This window comes from Bacillus sp. 01N45, from assembly GCF_056399205.1.
This window is the reverse complement of the sequence record NZ_JBFTQW010000008.1, coordinates 154,182-173,555: the sequence shown is the minus strand read 5'-3', so window position 1 is coordinate 173,555 and position 19,374 is coordinate 154,182. Positions and strand designations below refer to the sequence as shown.

The 19,374-nt window shown below is 35.0% G+C and carries 17 protein-coding genes; 15 read left to right on the top strand and 2 right to left on the bottom strand.

Going from position 1 to position 19,374, the window contains the following annotated elements:
• Positions 1-136 precede the first annotated feature (136 nt).
• Positions 137-1,174 (top strand): alcohol dehydrogenase AdhP, encoded by a 1,038-nt coding sequence (gene adhP / locus AC1DMU_RS19700; protein WP_000649116.1) that lies wholly within the window; start codon positions 137-139, stop codon positions 1,172-1,174.
• A gap of 140 nt (positions 1,175-1,314) precedes the next feature.
• Here adhP and AC1DMU_RS19695 read toward each other — a convergent pair whose 3' ends face one another.
• Positions 1,315-2,334, bottom strand: coding sequence for an ABC transporter permease (locus tag AC1DMU_RS19695; RefSeq protein ID WP_142291724.1), 1,020 nt, complete (start codon positions 2,332-2,334; stop codon positions 1,315-1,317).
• Positions 2,331-3,233 (bottom strand): ABC transporter permease subunit, encoded by a 903-nt coding sequence (locus AC1DMU_RS19690; protein WP_064470577.1) that lies wholly within the window; start codon positions 3,231-3,233, stop codon positions 2,331-2,333. The genes AC1DMU_RS19695 and AC1DMU_RS19690 overlap by 4 nt, the downstream gene beginning before the upstream one ends.
• A 520-nt stretch (positions 3,234-3,753) precedes the next feature.
• On the opposite strand from AC1DMU_RS19690, the gene gntK reads away from it, so the two are divergent.
• From gntK to AC1DMU_RS19620, 14 genes are all read left to right on the top strand, one after another.
• On the top strand, positions 3,754-5,292 hold the full coding sequence (gene gntK, locus AC1DMU_RS19685) for a gluconokinase (protein ID WP_088063264.1): 1,539 nt from the start codon (positions 3,754-3,756) through the stop codon (positions 5,290-5,292).
• Between the two features lie 14 nt (positions 5,293-5,306).
• On the top strand, positions 5,307-6,656 hold the full coding sequence (locus AC1DMU_RS19680; protein WP_142291725.1) for a GntP family permease: 1,350 nt from the start codon (positions 5,307-5,309) through the stop codon (positions 6,654-6,656).
• An 18-nt stretch (positions 6,657-6,674) separates the two neighbouring features.
• A complete protein-coding gene (gene gnd, locus AC1DMU_RS19675) occupies positions 6,675-7,571 on the top strand; it encodes a phosphogluconate dehydrogenase (NAD(+)-dependent, decarboxylating) (protein ID WP_060488646.1) in 897 nt (298 codons plus the stop codon).
• Positions 7,572-7,841: 270 nt separating this feature from the next.
• A complete protein-coding gene (locus AC1DMU_RS19670; protein WP_060488647.1) occupies positions 7,842-9,062 on the top strand; it encodes a tetratricopeptide repeat-containing glycosyltransferase in 1,221 nt (406 codons plus the stop codon).
• A gap of 34 nt (positions 9,063-9,096) precedes the next feature.
• Complete coding sequence (locus AC1DMU_RS19665; RefSeq protein WP_088063266.1) at positions 9,097-10,251, top strand: CgeB family protein; 1,155 nt, start codon at positions 9,097-9,099, stop codon at positions 10,249-10,251.
• A gap of 146 nt (positions 10,252-10,397) precedes the next feature.
• Positions 10,398-10,934, top strand: coding sequence for an NADPH-dependent FMN reductase (locus tag AC1DMU_RS19660; RefSeq protein ID WP_046955699.1), 537 nt, complete (start codon positions 10,398-10,400; stop codon positions 10,932-10,934).
• A 1-nt stretch (position 10,935) separates the two neighbouring features.
• Positions 10,936-12,165, top strand: coding sequence for an MFS transporter (locus AC1DMU_RS19655; RefSeq protein ID WP_088063267.1), 1,230 nt, complete (start codon positions 10,936-10,938; stop codon positions 12,163-12,165).
• A gap of 723 nt (positions 12,166-12,888) precedes the next feature.
• Complete coding sequence (locus AC1DMU_RS19650) at positions 12,889-13,242, top strand: helix-turn-helix domain-containing protein (RefSeq protein ID WP_252196027.1); 354 nt, start codon at positions 12,889-12,891, stop codon at positions 13,240-13,242.
• Complete coding sequence (locus AC1DMU_RS19645) at positions 13,139-14,020, top strand: RNA-guided endonuclease InsQ/TnpB family protein (RefSeq protein ID WP_252196028.1); 882 nt, start codon at positions 13,139-13,141, stop codon at positions 14,018-14,020. The genes AC1DMU_RS19650 and AC1DMU_RS19645 overlap by 104 nt, the downstream gene beginning before the upstream one ends.
• A gap of 158 nt (positions 14,021-14,178) precedes the next feature.
• Complete coding sequence (locus tag AC1DMU_RS19640; protein WP_088063268.1) at positions 14,179-14,736, top strand: YdcF family protein; 558 nt, start codon at positions 14,179-14,181, stop codon at positions 14,734-14,736.
• A gap of 100 nt (positions 14,737-14,836) precedes the next feature.
• Positions 14,837-15,784: an ABC transporter ATP-binding protein gene (locus tag AC1DMU_RS19635; RefSeq protein WP_048546583.1), complete on the top strand. Its 948-nt coding sequence runs from the start codon at positions 14,837-14,839 to the stop codon at positions 15,782-15,784.
• Between the two features lie 3 nt (positions 15,785-15,787).
• A complete protein-coding gene (locus AC1DMU_RS19630; protein ID WP_088063269.1) occupies positions 15,788-17,299 on the top strand; it encodes an ABC transporter permease/substrate-binding protein in 1,512 nt (503 codons plus the stop codon).
• Between the two features lie 213 nt (positions 17,300-17,512).
• Positions 17,513-18,940 (top strand): basic amino acid/polyamine antiporter, encoded by a 1,428-nt coding sequence (locus tag AC1DMU_RS19625; protein ID WP_088063270.1) that lies wholly within the window; start codon positions 17,513-17,515, stop codon positions 18,938-18,940.
• A 75-nt stretch (positions 18,941-19,015) separates the two neighbouring features.
• Positions 19,016-19,276 carry a hypothetical protein gene (locus AC1DMU_RS19620; protein ID WP_000391452.1) on the top strand — a complete coding sequence of 87 codons (261 nt, stop codon included), beginning with the start codon at positions 19,016-19,018 and terminating at the stop codon, positions 19,274-19,276.
• The last annotated feature ends 98 nt before the right edge of the window (positions 19,277-19,374 follow it).

Below are 19,374 nucleotides of genomic sequence, written 5' to 3'. Positions count from 1 at the left end.
TAAAATTACATGTTATGATGAACGTGTAATGATGATTGAACATTTAAATTTGGTGCAATAATTGGCCGAAACAGTGCAGGTAGAAGTTGTGAGATGAACTCATTAAAATTCTAAAACACTAAAGGGGAGATCACATATGAAAGCAGTAGTAGTTAATAAAAATAGTAAAGCAAACATTGAAGTTATTGAAAAGGAATTACGTCCGTTACACTCAGGTGAAGCGCTAGTAGATGTAGAGTATTGTGGAGTTTGTCATACTGATTTACACGTTGCAAATCATGATTTTGGAAACACAGATGGCCGTATTCTTGGTCATGAGGGTGTAGGTATTGTTACGAAAATTGCTGATGATGTAACTTCACTAAAAATAGGTGACCGTGTAAGTATTGCATGGATGTTCCAATCTTGTGGACGTTGTGAATATTGCATAACTGGTAGAGAAACATTTTGCCGTGAAGTTAAGAATGCTGGTTATTCAGTAGATGGTGGTATGGCAGAACAATGTATTGTTACAGCTGATTATGCTGTGAAAGTACCAGAAGGATTAGATCCTGCTCAAGCATCATCAATCACATGTGCGGGCGTAACTACATATAAAGCAATAAAAGTATCAGACATTAAACCTGGTCAACCTATCGTCATCTATGGGTGTGGTGGATTAGGTAACCTAGCTATCCAATATGCTAAAAACGTATTTGGTGCAAAGGTAATTGCAGTAGATATTAATGACGATAAATTAGCATTAGCAAAAGAGGTTGGTGCGGATATGACTATCAATCCAATTTCTCAAGGTCCTGCTGATAAGATTGTTCAAGATGAGTTTGGTGGTGCTTATGCTGCTGTAGTAACAGCCGTTTCTAAAGTAGCGTTCAATTCAGCAGTTGATGCAGTACGTGCTTGTGGTAAAGTCGTTGCAGTAGGTTTACCAGTAGAAACGATGGATTTAAACATTCCGCGACTTGTACTAGATGGAATTGAAGTAGTTGGTTCTCTAGTCGGTACTCGTAAAGACTTAGAAGAGGCATTCATGTTCGGTGCAGAAGGAAAAGTAGTGCCGGTTGTTCAAACTTGTTCTCTAGATAAAGTACAAAATGTATTCGAAGAAATGGAACAAGGTAGAATTCAAGGACGTATGGTAATCGATTTTAAACAGCATAATTGTGATTGCAAATAATTCATTTTAAATATAAAAAGCATGAGTCTAGCTAAAGACATGTAAAAAAGTTAGACGGCAGAAAGAAGATGATCCCTGCATTCAACAGGAATCATCTTCTTTGCATTCCACTACTATCAATGTCGACTAACGAGAAAGGATTAAAGGTTCACTTTATCTACAAACGAAAAAGAATCTTTACTTTTAACAAATTTTTTATGATTTGGAACGGTTTGAATTGCTACAACTAGCGAATCTCTTGCTTTCAGTGCATCTTGAATCCCGATTGTCATAAGCTTTATAAATAGAATCGTAATAAAGAATGAAACGAGAGTATACAAAATAATCCACCATGAAATATTCATTTCATAACGATTTAATCCAATAAGGCCTGCCCAATCATTAGATAGAGAAACAGGTTTGAGTACTCCGTCATAGAGTTCACGCATTTGTATCCCGCCAATTACAATATCAAGCAACGCTAAATGGATAACGAGTATGAGTGCTTGGACGATATGTTCCATGAATAACACAAATAAGCGATCAAGTAATAAGACTCGTAAGTGTTTTTTGATAATATGAAAACGGCTAGCCCCTAGCAATTGGGAACTTAAAATGTAATCTTGTTTCATAAATTCCTCAACCTCTGAGGATATATATAAAGAAAGTGTAGGCAGAGCGACGAAAATAAGTACGAGTACTTGATAAAAAGCAAATGAAATATTTGGATCTAATCTATCAGCATTTGATACGATTACAATATTAACGGGCGTGATGAGTATAAATGCGATAAATAAAGTAGGAATGTAATAAAAAACTTCTGAGCATGACTGGTAAAATCTCTTGAATTTTGGAGCATATAAACTTAAGAGGATTCCTATACATGTTCCGAATAAAATTCGAAAGAAGCTAATTGCCACGGCTAATAAAATGGTAAATTTTGCTCCTTCTATAATTTGTAAGAAAACAGACTCTCCAAAACGATCAGATCCAAAAGGCGGTATTAACGATGGTGGAAAGGGGGCCTTTCCAAGTAATTCGTTATTGTCATTGTAAAGTAACTGAGGAGGTTTTGGGATGTTATCTTTAAAGAACCAACTATAAATAAAACTAGCTGAAACAAGTATGAATAAATAAGTAAAGCCGATTAAAAAGCGTTTTGATTTCCAAATAGATTTCATAAAGCTACTCCTTTCAATTGTTTTTGCCATCTATTCATCATGAGAGAGATTATTTGAAAAATGGCATAAAACGGTAAAATAATCATGACAAGTATAATAAATGCAGCGGGAGGTGAAATAAACGCCTTCTTAAATAAAAATTGAATAATACCTTGCATATTAAAAACAAATTCTAAAATGAATAAGTTAGAAAGTAAGAAAACAAAAATCGTTTTTAAATGGTAGAAGAAGTGGATAGATATATTTTTGAATAAATGAATGCGTAGTATATAACTTGATGAAAGACCTTTTCCATATGCAACCTCTACGTAATGTTTTCCATGTTCTTCTTGTATGTATAACACCATCATCCGAAACATTTGTAATGTAGGTAAGACCGCTAAAGATAAAATAGGGAGTAAATAAGCGCGATTTTCATTAAAAGAAATAATGGTGAAAGGAGCTTCCCCAAATTTCTTAAGTACCCAAATGAAAAATATTTGCAAACAAATCATCATCATCATATCAGGGACAGCTTCTAATATGAACACAATTCGGTTTATCCATTTTTTTATATAATCTTTTGCTAAAAAATAAAAAAATGCCATGCTAGATGAGATAAAGAGCGCAAGCAAAAAGGCCACAAATAATACAATAAACGAATATAGGTAAGGTTCTAAAACAGTTGGAAATAATGGTGTTGTTTTTAAATGACCAAACTTTGGGTCTGATCCTATAACCAACAATGATTCAGGTGAGAAAACCTGTTTTAACATAGTAACGATCTGGTTAAAAAAATAAATTGGTTGAAAGGTGAATCCTTGTTGAGTGATAAATAAATAAGGTAAATTTAATAATAGTAACAGTGATAAAAGAATTGATGAAAGCTTAATTGTGAATTGAGATATTTTATGTAACATTAAATCCCTCCGACATCTTTTTACAACATTATACAATAAAGTCTAAAATATTGTTTTATTTTTCTGAAAAATAAAAATACTATTAGATTTTATAGTATGGAACATATATTTACAAGTTAATAAAGTGATAGTAGGATCCGCACTCTAAGACTATTAAGATAAAAGGACGAGTGAACTTAATACAATAAAAACGAGCAAAGTGCACAAAATTTCCATTGCGGAGGTAGTTGCTGTACAACTCCTTTTTCATACAAATGAGTAGAACGTAAGGAAGGACTATGTATGTGTTGTTAATGAAAGAAAAAGAGAGTGTGTTGCGAAACGTAACGAATATAACGCAACTTTACCGCGGGGAAAATCTAAATTTAGTATGTAAGTGAAATGGAATGATGGGGATATATTTTTTGTTATGAAAAAAATTTTCTTTTTAAAACTTGATTAATGAAAAAATATTTTATATACTAATTCATGTAAACGGTTTACTAGATCGTATTTTGCTAGAAACGAAGGGAAGATCCGCATGGAAACAAGGGGGAGAGTAATCGGGATTGATATCGGTACCACAAGTACAAAAACGGTTGTATTTACAGAAAAAGGAAAAGTCGTTGCATCACATGCAGTTGATTATCCAATTATTCAACCGAACGTCGGATGGGCTGAGCAAGATCCTGATGTAATATGTGCTGCTGTATATAAAACTGTAAGCGTTGCCATCCGAAAGGGTAACGTGTTACCAGAGGATATTTCTTCAATCGGTATTAGTACAGCAATGCACGCATTAATTGCAGTAGATAAAAACGGTGCACCATTAACGCGTTCTATCATTTGGGCAGATAATCGAAGTACGAAACAGTCAGAAAAATTATTACAACATATGAATGGTCATGAAATTTATAGACGAACGGGTACACCAATTCATCCGATGTCGCCACTTTCTAAATTATTGTGGATGAAAGAGGAAGAGCCAGAATTATATGCGAGCGCATATAAATTTATTTCCATTAAAGAGTATGTTATGTATCAATTGTTTTCACGTTACGTAGTGGATTATTCAATAGCATCAGCTACTGGGTTATTTAATTTAGAAACATTAAACTGGGATGAAGATGTTTTAACGTTGTTACATATGTCACCAGAACAATTATCAACACCAGTGCCAACTACATATATTTTGTCGGGTATGAAACCGGAATTAGCACAAAAGATGGGTATTCGTGAAGATACGCCAGTTGTTATTGGTGCAAGTGATGGTGTTCTTGCGAATGTGGGCGTTGGGGCAATATCGCCTGGCTCAGCTGCAATTACAATTGGTACAAGTGGTGCGGTTCGAACAATTTCATCAAGTGTTAATACAGATGAAAAAGGAAGAACGTTTTGTTATGCATTAACAGACGAGCACTGGGTGATCGGCGGACCAACGAATAACGGCGGAATATTACTGAGATGGTTACGTGATGAATTTGGTAGCCCAGAGCAAGAAGTAGCAAAAAAACTTGGCATTGATCCGTATGATTTATTAATTAAGTATGCGGAAAGTGTACCAGCTGGAGCGGGTGGATTGCTATTTTTACCGTTTTTATCTGGAGAGCGTGCACCGTACTGGAATGCAAATGCTCGTGGTACATTCTTTGGAATAAACCTTCAGCATAAACGAGAACATTTTATACGTGCAGTCATGGAAGGTGTTTGTATGAGCGTATATTCTGTTGCACTCGCAATCAGGGATTGTACAGGGCCACTTACTGAAATACGCGTTTCAGGAGGTTTTGCGAAATCTGCATTTTGGAGACAAATGTTATCCGATATGATGGGAAAAGAATTGCTTGTTCCTGAAAGTCATGAAGCATCTGCGCTTGGGGCAGCGGCAGTTGCTTTATATGCTGTAGGAAAAATTGATTCTCTTGAAGAGGTAAAGGATTGGATTGATATTGTTCATCATCATGTACCGAATAAAGAAAATACGGCTATATATTTAGAAATGTTTTATATGTATGAACGACTTTACAATCGCTTGAAAGAAGAATTTGATTGTATAGCTGCTTTCCAACGTAAACAATAGGGGGATTGGGAGAAATGGTAGTTGGAATCGTACTAGCGGCAGTTGTCATACTACTTTTACTTATTACAGTAGTAAAATGGCATCCGTTTGTCGCGTTAATTTTAACAGCAATTGGTGTAGGACTTGCAATGGGAATGCCATTGATTGGAACTTCACCAAAAGATCCAGGGATTATCGATTCTATTAAACTAGGGCTTGGTAATACGTTAGGGTTTTTAGCGATAGTTTTAGCATTAGGAACCATGCTAGGAAAAATGATGGCCGAATCTGGCGGTGCTGAACGAATTGCTACCACATTAATAGATCGTTTTGGGAAGAAACGTGTTCACTGGGCGATGATGTTCGTTGCATTTTTAGTAGGGATTCCAGTATTTTTCCAAGTTGGATTTGTACTACTAATTCCATTAGTATTTACAATTGCGTTAGAAACAGGGGTATCACTTATTACAATCGGTATTCCACTAGTAGCAGGACTATCTGTTGTACACGGACTCGTGCCACCGCATCCAGCGGCGATGGCAGCAGTAGGTATTTTTAAAGCAGATGTAGGGAAGACAATTTTATATGCTTTAATCGTCGGACTTCCAACTGCAATCATTTCAGGTCCGCTTTACGGGAAATGGATCGGTGCTCGTATACATAAAGAAGTACCATTAGATATAGCGGAGCAATTTATTGAAAGAGATAAGAAGAAGGAACTTCCTAGTTTCGGAAATACATTGTTTACTATTTTACTTCCAGTATTTCTTATGCTAGGTGCATCGATTGCGGAAGTAGGGCTAAGCAAAACAAGTCAACTTGCACAAGTATTGCACTTCATTGGAGATCCAATAGTCGCGTTATTAATTGCAACGATATATTCTTTCTTTAGTCTTGGTTATGCAAAAGGTTTCTCAAAAGATAAAGTATTAAAATTTACAAATGATTGTTTAGGGCCTATTGCGAACATACTGTTAGTTATCGGTGCAGGCGGTGCGTTTAATAAAGTATTATTAGATTCTGGAATTGGAACGACAATCGCAGAAATGGCGAAAGAATCTCATATTTCACCGATATTATTAGGTTGGGGAATTGCGGCACTTATCCGAATTGCGACTGGATCTGCTACAGTTTCTATGATGACAGCAGCTGGAATTGTAGCACCGATTGCAGCAAGTACATCAGGTGTAAATGTTGAACTACTAGCACTTGCAACAGGTGCAGGGTCATTAATTTTATCACATGTAAATGATTCTGGATTTTGGATGATTAAAGAGTATTTTGGAATGACTGTGAAAGAAACATTATTAACATGGACTGCAATGGAGACGATATTATCTGTTGTAGCACTTGGACTAATTTCGTTATTAAATATATTTGTATAGAATGGGAGATTGATGAATATGAAACTAGGTTTAATTGGATTAGGAAAAATGGGATTCCCATTAGCAGAACATTTATATGAAGACAAGCATGAAGTAGTTGTATATGACGTTAATAAAGAGCTTGTTGAAAAGGCAGGGGCAATAGGGATTACTGCTCGTCATACATTAAAAGAAATGATTGCTGAACTAGAAGCTCCTCGTACAATTTGGGTAATGGTACCTGCGGGAGAAGTTGTTGAATCGGTACTAAAAGATGTATATCCATTATTAGAGGAAGGCGATATCGTTATTGAAGGCGGGAATTCATTCTATAAAGATACGTTACGCCGTGCTGAAGAAGCGAAAAGTTTTGGTTTACATTACGTAGATATCGGTACATCAGGCGGTGTAGAAGGAGCTAGATACGGTGCTTGCTTAATGGTTGGTGGAGAAAAAGAAATTTATGATCAATTAGAACCTTTATTTAAAGATTTAGCAGTAGAGAATGGGTATTCTTATGCAGGCCGCGTCGGAAGTGGTCATTTCTTAAAAATGGTTCATAACGGTATTGAATACGGAATGATGCAAGCAATCGCTGAAGGCTTTGAAGTGTTAGATAAAAGTGATTTTGATTTCAATTATGAAGATGTTGCTAAAGTATGGGCAAACGGATCAGTTATCCGCGGTTGGTTAATGGACTTAACTGAAAAGGCATTTGCAGATGATCCTAAACTTGATGGCATTAAAGGTGTGATGAACTCTTCAGGAGAAGGGAAATGGACTGTGGAAACGGCACTTGAACTTCAAGCGGCAGCACCGGTAATCGCAATGTCATTATTTATGCGCTACCGTTCTCAAGAAGATGATACATTCCACGGAAAAGTAGTTTCAGCTCTTCGTAATCAGTTCGGTGGACATGAAGTTGTGAAAAAATAAGGTTGTTTTTAAAAAGAAACTTGTGCATAGGCGCAAGTTTCTTTTTTTATAGTGTAAGAAATCTCTAATTTAAAAATATCAATCAATCATTGTTTATTTGTACTGATTGTATCAAATATATAGTGAAGCATGAAAGATGTCCCAACATAAAAATAAGAATAAATAAAATGAAATTYTCATAAATAGTAAAAGGATGATTATGTCATCAGTGTAGCTATGAAGTGGTGTTACATATGAAAAGAGCGTGTTAATAAAATATGAGGTGGTTAAATGGGAAATGAGCAAGTGAAGAATGCAGGGGAAGAAAAAAAGTTATGTCTTTGTATGATTGTTAAAAACGAGTCTAGAATTATGGAAAGATGTTTAAATGCTACAAAATCAATTGTAGATTTTGTTTCTATTTGTGATACGGGATCAACTGATAATACACCTGAAATTATTGAAAATTGGTGTGAAGAAAATGAAATCCCTGGAACAGTTCATCATGAACCATTTCAAAATTTTGGCTATAACAGAAGTTTAGCAGTTTCATTAGCACAAAAAACATATCCAGAAGCAGATTATTTATTAATATTAGATGCAGATATGATATTAGAAGTTGATCCCGAGTTTGATAAGACTAGTTTAACGGAAGACCACTATCTTACAATGCAATATGATATTCATATTAAGTATTGGCTTACACGCCTTTTGAAAGCTTCTTTACCATGGAAATCTGTCGGTGTTACTCATGAGTATTGGGATATAGATCGTTCCAAAGTTGGTGCGAATTACAATACGAGGGTAGCTAGGTTAGAGACGCTTGTCGTTAACGATCCTGGGGATGGTGGTAGTAAAGCTGATAAATTTGAGAGAGATGAGCGGTTGTTGTTACAAGGATTGAGTGATTCAGAAACAACGCCAGATTTGCATATAAGATATTTATTTTACTTAGCCCAAACTTATTTTCATTTAAGTCAATTTGAAGATTCGATTAAATGGTACAAAAAAAGAGTGGAAGCAGGTGGATGGGTTGAAGAGGTGTTCTATTCGTTATTGCGAATAGGATTTTGTTATGAACAATTAGCAAACCGTTCAGCAAATAAACAATATGAGGTAACAGAAGTGGATGAAAAAGAAAATGCTAAGGCGCAAGAAGAGCAATATACAGCATTAGCTATTCTTTATTTTCAAAAAGCGTGGGAATATAGACCAACTCGGGCTGAGCCATTATACCAACTTGCAAGAATGTATCGATTAAAATCTCAAAATAATATTGCTTTGATGTATGCGTTGCAAGGGAAGGAAATTCCTTTTCCGAAAAATGATCTGCTATTTGTAGATTATCATGTGTATGATTACTTATTTGACTATGAGATTTCTATAAGTGCTTTTTATATACCGCATAAAAAACATTTAGGTGCAGTATCACAAAAATATTTGGAATCGAAAAAAGAAGAGCTACCGTTGCATATAGCAAATATGGTAGAAAGTAATGCGAAATTTTATTAAATACATTGTCGGTTAAAGGAGTAGTGGAGTAATCATGGAATTAATACGATGGGCGCTAGAACTAGGGGAATCCGTGCATGGAAATACGTATGAAGAATTGATGCCACTACTAGATTATTATTATGATCGTGATCATTTAAAAGCGTATTGTATCGCAAATCTCCTTATAGACATGGACGTAGCAGAAGAGCATCGGCAAAAAATCGAATTAAGAAGGTGCATTGCTGCTTATTATGCAGGAATGTATAAAGTAGCAAAAAAACATGCAAGTGAGCTTTTAATTAAATATCCGGATGTGGATTTATATAAAAATAATTTAAGACTAATGGAAGCTTATTTGAATAAAGAATATGATTATTGTCTTTTTATATGCCCAAAGACGTATGGTAGTTTTATAGATGTTGCGCGAGCTTTGAAATGGCGATTGGAGCAGGAGGGAAATACAGCAATTATTTCAGAAACAATACTAGAAAATGTGAAAAATACAATTGTTTTTGGAGCGCATACGTACGCACATAATCCGAATCTACTACCAAAAAATGCAATTGTTTATAATTTAGAACAGCTATATGAAGGAAGTCCTTATGCGCATCCTCTTTATTTAATGTTATTAAAAGATAAGGAAATTTGGGATTATAGTAAACAAAATATAGAATGGTTAAAACAAAAAGGAGTAGGAAAAGAAATAAAACATGTGGAAATGAACTATGCCCCAACTCTAGAAATAAAAAAAGATGCATTTGATGAAGAGTTAACTGAAGACATTGATATACTGTTTATAGGTGCTCTTAACCCAAGGCGACAAGCTATTTTTAATCAATTAAAAGTAGTTGCCCCGAATTTAAATATTGTTTTTAAAAATAATGCGTGGGGAATTGTTAGAAATGAGTTGATTGCTAGGTCTAAAATTATATTAAATATTCATTTTTACTTATCGGGTATTCTTGAAACTCCTCGAGTTTCTTATGCAGTGGCAAATAAGAAATTTATTATCTCTGAAAATAGTAATCCTGAGGACGAGATAGAGTGGCCAGGAATAGTGTTTACTCCGTATGAAAAAATAATAGAAAACGTTATGAAATATATAGAATTACCAGAAGAACGTATTAAATTAGCAGAAAAAGCGTATAACCATTTTGAAGCAAAAAGAAGCATAGACATACTGAGCGATAAAGCGGAAGAAAAGTAATTGTGAAGAACTCCTACTTTCGTATGAGTTCTTTTTTTCGTCTATCATACTATTTTATCAAGCTAGTTCCCTCTTTATATTGTGTTTTGTATAGAAATTTCTGATAATATATAAGTATAACTGAAAAACAAAGGAGAGAAATAATTATGAAACTAGTCGTTATTAACGGTACGCCAAGAAAATTCGGTAGAACTCGTGTGGTGGCAAAATATATTGCTGATCAATTTGAAGGGGAGTTATACGATTTATCAGTAGAGGAACTGCCTTTATATAACGGGGAAGAATCACAACGTGAATTAGAAGCGGTAAAAAAATTAAAGGCATTAGTGAAAACTGCAGACGGTGTAGTACTATGTACACCTGAATATCATAATGCAATGAGTGGAGCGTTGAAAAATTCGTTAGATTACTTAAGCAGTAGTGAATTTGTTCATAAACCTGTCGCATTACTTGCAGTTGCTGGAGGCGGTAAAGGTGGCATTAACGCATTAAACAATATGCGTATTGTTGCTAGAGGGGTGTACGCAAATGCAATCCCAAAACAAGTTGTGCTTGATGGACTTCATGTACAAGACGGTGAACTGGGAGAAGATGCAAAACCGTTAATTCATGATCTAGTTAAAGAATTAAAAGCATATATGAGCGTATATAAAGAGGTGAAAAAACAACTAGGAGTTGAGTGATATGCCATCTCTGTATAAAGATTCACGCTTGTATTTCATTCTAGGGGCCAATAGTCTATCAGCTATTGGTTCCGGCATTGTTATGATAACGATTCCGTGGTTGTTAATTAAAGAGAATGGAGGAGAGACAACGTTTGGTTATGTATCCATCATCGCAACTCTTATTATGTTTTTATTAACACCGTTTATCGGGCAGAGTATTGATCGTTTTTCAAGAAAATCTTTATTATTATGTAATGAAGGTATTGGGATAGTCGTTATTGGAATGATGGCTATATGGGGATTTACTGGGCAACCTTATCATTCTATTCACTATATTCTAATATATATAGCAGGGTCATTTTACTATTTATTATTTTATCCTACAATATTTGCGTTTAACCAAGAGATATTTCAAGCAGAACATTATAAAAATTTAAGTGGAACAATGGAAATACAAGGACAGTTAATTCAAGTTATTTCAGGAGCGGCTGCTAGCTTCCTTATTGAAATCATTTCTTTAAAATGGATCTTGTTAGTAGATATGTTAACTTTTGCAGGAGCATTTTTCCTTTTCTTATGTATACCGTATGTAAAGAAAAAGGAAGTAAAAAGAAAAGTAACATTTAAGAAGCAATTGTTCGAAGGGATTCACTTTATGCAAAAGCGTCCGAAGTTCTTTTGGTTTTTACTGGCGACTTATATGCCGTTTATCGGTGTCATGATGGCAAATTATTTAATCCCGGTATATATCTCAGATCTATTAAAAGCCAGTGCCTCTGTATACGCAATAGAAGGTATGATGTACGGTGTCGGAGCGGTTCTTGCGGGAATAAGTATTCCAATTATGATGAAATATGTAAAGACAGAAGTTTCAATCGTCATGACGATGTTCATATATGTAATTTCAATTACCGTAATGATTATTGAACCTTCCGTAATGTTGTTATATGGACTTGCAATTTTTCATGCAATTGGAAATGCGGGTACAAGAGTGGCAAGAAATGTATTGATGATGGAGGAAATTCCAAATGAAGTAATGGGACGTGTAGACAGCTTATTTCGATTAATTGGTACAGGAATACGAATTGTATTATTAATGCTGTTTACAGCTGGTGTATCTAAAGTAGGTGTCATGGTACCGTTTTATTTACTAAGTTTCATATTGATCCTTTCGTTAGGAATTGCTATAAAATATGTAATCTCAAAACGTAAATTCGAAGCGAGTGTTTCTAATAAATCGATCGTTTAAAAAATACTTCTGCCTTCCTTTCTTTTTCTATATAATAAAAAGAAAGGGTAATTAACTGTTACGATTTATTTAACCAATTATAACGAAAGTTAATTAAACATATCAGTAAGCCCTGCTAGTCAAGTGATTGGCTAGTAGTGAGGGTTAACTGCGGGCAATCCCTAAAGCTGATTGAACTACAACGTGGCTAGAAATAGCGAGCGTGAATGTCGCGAAAGCAGAAAAAATCAATCAGATCGTGCAAGGTTAAATCCTAAACACTAGAACAATGGGTCTTCCGCCTCGAATCATCTAAGTCAAAATGGATAAGATGAACGTTCAACGACTATCTCGTATAACTGACGAGAGTACACCACAAGCCTATGGTGGTGGAAAAATCCTCTATCTCTAAGTAGATAAACATATAGTCTGCGCTCATGTGAAAGCATGAGAAGTTCATAAGAGAACTGGCTAAGGAATTGCGCCCTTAGTTGAACGAGATAAATTTAATTAAATCTATCAAGTCTCATTGAATCTACCGAATCTATGCATTATGGTAAATTCAATGAGGTGAGAATAATAATGGAGTTTTTACGAGTTAGTCAAGTATCGGAATTAACAGGTTTGTATCCTAGTAGTCTTAGGAGAATGCTGATGGAACATGCTACTATTCAGAAGAATCAATCTTTTATCATCTGAAAGGTGAGTGCTCGAATAATCGCACAGTAAAGGAGTAGGCTTCTGATGATATTGGCGAAGAAAGTTAGACTGATTCCAACGCCTGAACAAGAAAAAGTGCTTAGAAACCATGCTGGTGCTGCAAGATTCGCCTATAACTATTGTAAAAGAATGAGTGATAGATATTATAAGCTATTTGGAAAATCTGTTTCACAGTTAGCTTTACAGAAACGATTTACAAAGATCAAGAAGCGAAAGAGATATGAGTGGTTAAATGACATCAACGCACAAGTTCCTAAACAGGCTTCAAAAGATTTTGATAAGGCGAGGAAAAATTCGTTCGAAAAGTACAAAAATGGTTATCACACTTCTTATAAATCCAAAAAAAGATTTAATCCAAGGATTTTATGCCAATTATGAAAGACTGATTATAGGAAAGAAAGTAGTTCATATTCAGTCTATTGGAGAAGTGAAAACAAGCCAACAACTACCAAGAAACAAAAAAACATCCAATCCAAGAGTTACATTTGACGGTCGTCACTGGTGGATTAGTGTAGGGTTCCAAGAAAACTTTGAATCACAAGAACTAACCAATGAGTCGATTGGTGTGGATGTTGGTTTAAAAGAGCTGTTTGTAGCTTCTAATGGTACGAAAGAACGAAATATAAACAAAGATGCCAAGGTTAAAAAACTTTTGAAAAGGAAAAAGTTAGCACAAAGAGATATGTCTAGGAGATTTAAAAAAGGTGTAAAAATTCAATCTGCCGGATATGAAAAAGCTAAAACTGAGCACCTGCGGTTATCTAGGAAAATTACGAATATCCGAATTAACCATATCCATCAAGCAACAGCTAAATTGGTGAAAAACAAACCAATGAGGATCGTTGTGGAAGACTTACCTATCTCAAACCTGTTAAAAAACAAAAAACTATCGAAAGCATTTTCATTTCAAAAATTACACTTCTTCTTTCAATGTTTATCATACAAGTGCGAGAAGTATGGTATTGAGTATGTAAAAGCTGATAAATGGTTCGCCTCAAGCAAGATTTGCTCATGTTGCGGAGTAAAATACGACCATTCAGTTCAACCAGAAGGACAGTGGAGTTTAAAAATACGTGAGTGGCGTTGTGTTGGGTGCAATAGCCACCACGATAGAGATTTTAATGCTTCGATAAATTTATCAAGATGGGTAAAATAAATGCTTGATAATAGGAGGTAACGATACTGCCTCGTGTGGAGTGTTATACCCCTCGTCCCTTCGGGGTTGTGAGAACACGATGAAGCACTAACTCGTGTAAATTTGATTGAATTGTATAGATTTAGTTAAGTTTATCGTATCGGAGTGCAAACTTATTTATGAACAAATGGATCTTGCTTATAATCTTATTATTTCCACCACTGTACATTCTTTATATGACGTTTCGAATGAAGAAAGTTGCTCGTGAAAAATTGAGTAATCACTCTCCGTACGTTCTTATTTTAGGCGCAAAGTTATTTGGAGATAGACCGTCTTTATCTCTTCAAAACCGTTTGGATGTAGCGTTGGAATATTTACATTCCCATCCTGAAGCGAAAGTAATTGTTTCAGGTGGTCAAGGGGAAGATGAAGATATACCGGAAGCTCATAGTATGAGAAACTATTTAATGGTTCATGGTATAGATGAGAGTCGTATTTTAATAGAAGATCAATCTACAAATACGTATGAGAATTTAAAGTTTAGTATGGATTTATATGATGTGAAACATGCGGTAGTTGTAAGTAATACGTATCATTTGTATAGGACCAAAATAATTGCAAAGCGTTTAGGCATGAAGATGGAGGCACTAGCTGCTGAAACACCAATGCGCTCTAAGAAAAAAATGTATGTACGTGAATATGCTGCAATAATGAAAACGATATTGTTCGACCGTTAGAGCTCAAATTTGAGCTCTTTTTTAATTATAAAGCGTATCATTTGAAATGAATGCCGTATTCCATCAAAATAAAGGAAACAACATTAAAGGAGTTGTATTTGTGATTCAATTTAATCATGTGTCAAAAGCGTATGAAGATGGCATGAAAGCAGTGGATTCATTGCATTTAGAAATTAAAAAGGGAGAATTTTTTGTTCTCATTGGTCCGAGTGGTTGCGGGAAAACAACGACAATGAAAATGATTAACCGTTTAATTGAAACGACTGAAGGATCTATTTTAATCGATGGAAAAGATATTCAACAATATAATATTAATGAATTGCGTTGGAATATAGGATACGTATTGCAGCAAATCGCTTTGTTTCCGCATATGACAATTGCAGAAAATATTGCAGTTGTTCCTGAAATGAGAAAATGGAGCAAAGAAAAAATAAAAGCTCGTGTCGATGAGTTGCTACAGATGGTCGGGCTAGACCCAGACGTATATCGCGATCGTATGCCTGATGAATTGTCAGGAGGGCAAAAGCAGCGCGTTGGTGTCGTAAGAGCATTAGCCGCAAACCCGAAAATCGTTCTTATGGATGAACCGTTTAGTGCGTTAGATCCATTAAGTAGGGAACAGCTTCAAAAGGATATCGTACAATTGCAAAAGAAGATTCAAAAAACAATTGTATTCGTAACACATGATATGCAAGAAGCATTATCACTTGGAGATCGTATTTGTATTATGAAAGAAGGAAAAGTAGTTCAATTAGATACACCAGAAGGTATTATACATAATCCGAAAAATGAGTTTGTAGAAGAGTTCATTGGAAATCGTGGACAACCTTGGTATGAGGGGAAAAGTATAGAAGATGTATTGCCACTTGATGAAAGTATACGGGTAGAAGGGGATGCATTATCATTGCATTCTTCTTTACAAGAAGCATTAGTTCGTGTACGAGCTGACGAAGTCGTTCCAGTTGAAGAAAATGGTCAATATGTTGGAGCTTTAACAAGTCGTCATATTGTTAATTACATTGTTGAACAAATGAAGGAAAGAGGCTAAACAGTGACTGATTTTATACAAACGTTCCAAGAGCGAAAAATAGAATTACTAACTGCATTAAGTGAGCATTTACAAATATCGCTTATTTCACTATTTTTTGCAGTAATTATTGCGGTGCCACTTGGCATTTTATTAACGAGAAAACAACGAATGGCTGAATTTATAATAGGAACTTCTGCGGTTATGCAGACAGTGCCATCACTTGCATTACTCGGACTTTTAATTCCGTTAGTAGGAATTGGAAAACTCCCAGCCATTATTGCATTAGTTGTGTATGCACTATTACCTATTTTACGAAACACATATACAGGAATAAGGGAGTTAGATGAATCTTTAATCGAAGCAGCGAGAGCTATGGGGATGAATAGCTGGAGAAGACTGTGGAAGGTAGAGCTTCCTCTTGCATTACCAATTATTATGGCCGGTATTCGTACGGCGATGGTATTAATTGTTGGAACAGCTACATTAGCAGCTCTTATAGGTGCTGGTGGGCTCGGAAAACTCATATTACTTGGTATCGATCGAAATGATCATGCGCTTATCATTTTAGGGGCCGTACCAGCCGCGTTACTCGCTTTATTCTTTGATGTAGTACTTCTAGTGCTTGAGAGTCCAAAACGCTCTTCTAAGCGTATTATATTGACGATATGTATTACTTGTATAATGATTGCTTCTCCCTTTCTTTGGAACACACAAAAGAAAGATATTGTTATTGCCGGAAAACTTGGATCAGAACCTGAAATTTTAATTCAAATGTATAAGCAGCTTATTGAACAGGATACCGATTTACACGTAGAATTAAAACCAGGTCTTGGAAAAACAGCATTTGTATTTGAAGCATTGAAATCAGGAGAAGTAGATATATACCCTGAGTTTTCGGGAACAGCTTTATCTACTTTTGTGAAAGAAGAGCCAAAAAGCACAAATCGGGATGAAGTATATGAGCAGGCTCGCATTGGAATGGAAAAGAAATATAATATGGTTATGTTGAAGCCGATGGAGTATAACAATACATATGCACTAGCTATGCCGAAAAAAATAGCAGATCAAAATAATATAAATACAATTTCTGATTTAGGAAAAATGGCACAGGATGCTAAAGTAGGATTCACATTAGAATTTGCTGATCGTGAAGACGGTTATAAAGGAATGCAAAAATTATATAACTATAAGTTTTTAAATGTGAAAACGATGGAACCGAAACTACGTTATAGCGCAATTCAATCAGGGGATGTTAACGTAATCGATGCATATTCAACTGATAGTGAACTTGAGCAGTATGGACTGAAAGTGCTAAAAGATGATAAAGGGTTATTCCCACCGTACCAAGGTGCACCTTTATTAAGAAAAGAGACGTTACAGAAATATCCTGAACTTGAAAAAGTATTAAATACATTATCTGGGAAGATTACAGATGAAGAAATGCGAAAAATGAATTATGAAGTAAATGTGAATGGAAAAAGTAGTGAAGAAGTTGCGAAACAATTTTTACAAAAAGAGAATTTACTTCGTTAATTTTACAAGAAATATACAAATTTATATGTATGAAATGACCGTTCATTACAAAATGAACGGTTTTTTTGTGCATACTTATACATTTTTTCAAAAAAGTATTCCATTTTTCTTCATTTTCTTTTAGAATAAGTAATGTTTTCCTGAAAAAATATAAGAGAAACGTCTATTAGAGAAAAAGGTGACTTTAATAGTTGAACGAACATAACACCTAGAATGACAGATGGGGTGGTACAAATAGAAAAGAAGTTAGGTTTTTTTCCATTAATTGCATTAGTAGTCGGAACGATGGTTGGTGGCGGTGTTTTTAGTTTACCGCATGATTTAGCAGTAGGAGCAAATAGCGGCTCTATAATAATTGGTTGGTGTATTACAGCGATGGGAATGATTCCACTCGCGCTCGTATATCAAACGTTAGCAAGACAAAAACCGGAGCTTGAGGGCGGAATTTATAGTTATGCACGTGCTGGTTTCGGAGAATATATCGGATTTAACAGTGCTTGGGGATATTGGCTAGCAGGAATTTTAGGAAACGTTGCAACAATCATGTTACTGTTTAGTACATTAGGTTATTTCTTCCCCATTTTTAAAGGTGGAAATAATGTTGCGTCTATCGTTGGTGCATCACTTTTATTATGGACACTTCATTTTCTAATTTTATTTGGAATTCGTGAAGCATCTATTATGAATGTTATTGCAACGATAGGGAAATTAGTTCCAATCGTATTATTTATTGTTGTAATGGTAACGGCGTTTCGCTGGGATACATTTACACATGATTTTTGGGGAGAAGGAACTATATCAATTTCCTCTATACTTGGTCAGGTGAAAAATACAATGCTTGTAACTCTTTGGGTTTTCATTGGGGTTGAAGGAGCGGTTGTATTATCTGGTAGAGCGAAAAATAGCCGAGATGTTGGTAAAGCGACAGTACTTGGACTTATTTTAGTAATGTCTATTTATATTTTAATTTCTGTCTTGTCTATGGGAGCGATGACAAGAGGAGAGCTTTCCGTGTTAGAAACCCCGTCAATGGGACATGTATTAGAACATGTTGTTGGGACATGGGGCGCCGTTGCGATTAACATTGGGTTAGTTGCTTCACTAGTAGGTACATTAATAGGCTGGTTTTTACTTGTTTCTGAAATTTCCCACGTAGCAGGAAAAGATGGCGTGTTTCCGAAAGTCTTTACGAAAACAAATAAAAAACAAACGCCACATATGGCATTATGGATCTCAAATGGCGTTGCCCAAATTATATTTATAATCGTTCTGTTTTCAGAATCAACATATCAAATTATGTATTTTATTGCTTCAACATCAATTTTAGTACCATATTTATTATCAGCGTTATTCCAATTTAAATTAGTTATTACAAACGAACTAAAAGATGCAAAAGTAAAAAACGGCTCGTTAGCTTTAATTGCTTCTACTTATTCTGTATGGCTTCTATATGCAGCAGGTTTGAAAAATTTATTACTTGTTTCAATCGTGTATGGAATTGGGATTATTGTTTACATGTATGCAAGAAAAGAAAAAGGAAATCGTTGTTTTAAAGGTATTGAGAGATATGTAATGTGGGCAATTGTTATCGCAGCTATCACATCACTTTATATGTTATTAACTGGAAATATAAAAATGTAAAAGTCCTTTTAAATAAAGGGCTTTTTTCTTTGTCTAGAGAATATTTAATACATAAGATATTCAGGAGGGATGAAAATGGAAGAAAAAGAACAGTTAACCAGAATTGTTGATTTAGCGAGTGAAGTAAGGAAAGTATTAGTGCAAGAATCCTTTTTTAATCATCATCCTGAACTACGAGGAGTAATTGAAAATTTAGCGAGTGCTGTAGAGAATTTGGCGGAATTACAGCAAAATACAGATGAAAACGCTGAAGATCGATTACGATATGTACTTGCTAAAATGAAAATTGCTCATAATGCCATTTTACAAGAGAAAAAAGCATTTCCATCTCATTAATATACGTTTTAATTTTGAACCTGGCGGATAACGTCAGGTTTTTTGTTTCTAGTTTTTCGTTTCTTTCATACACTAAGAATAGTATGAAAAAAAGAAGG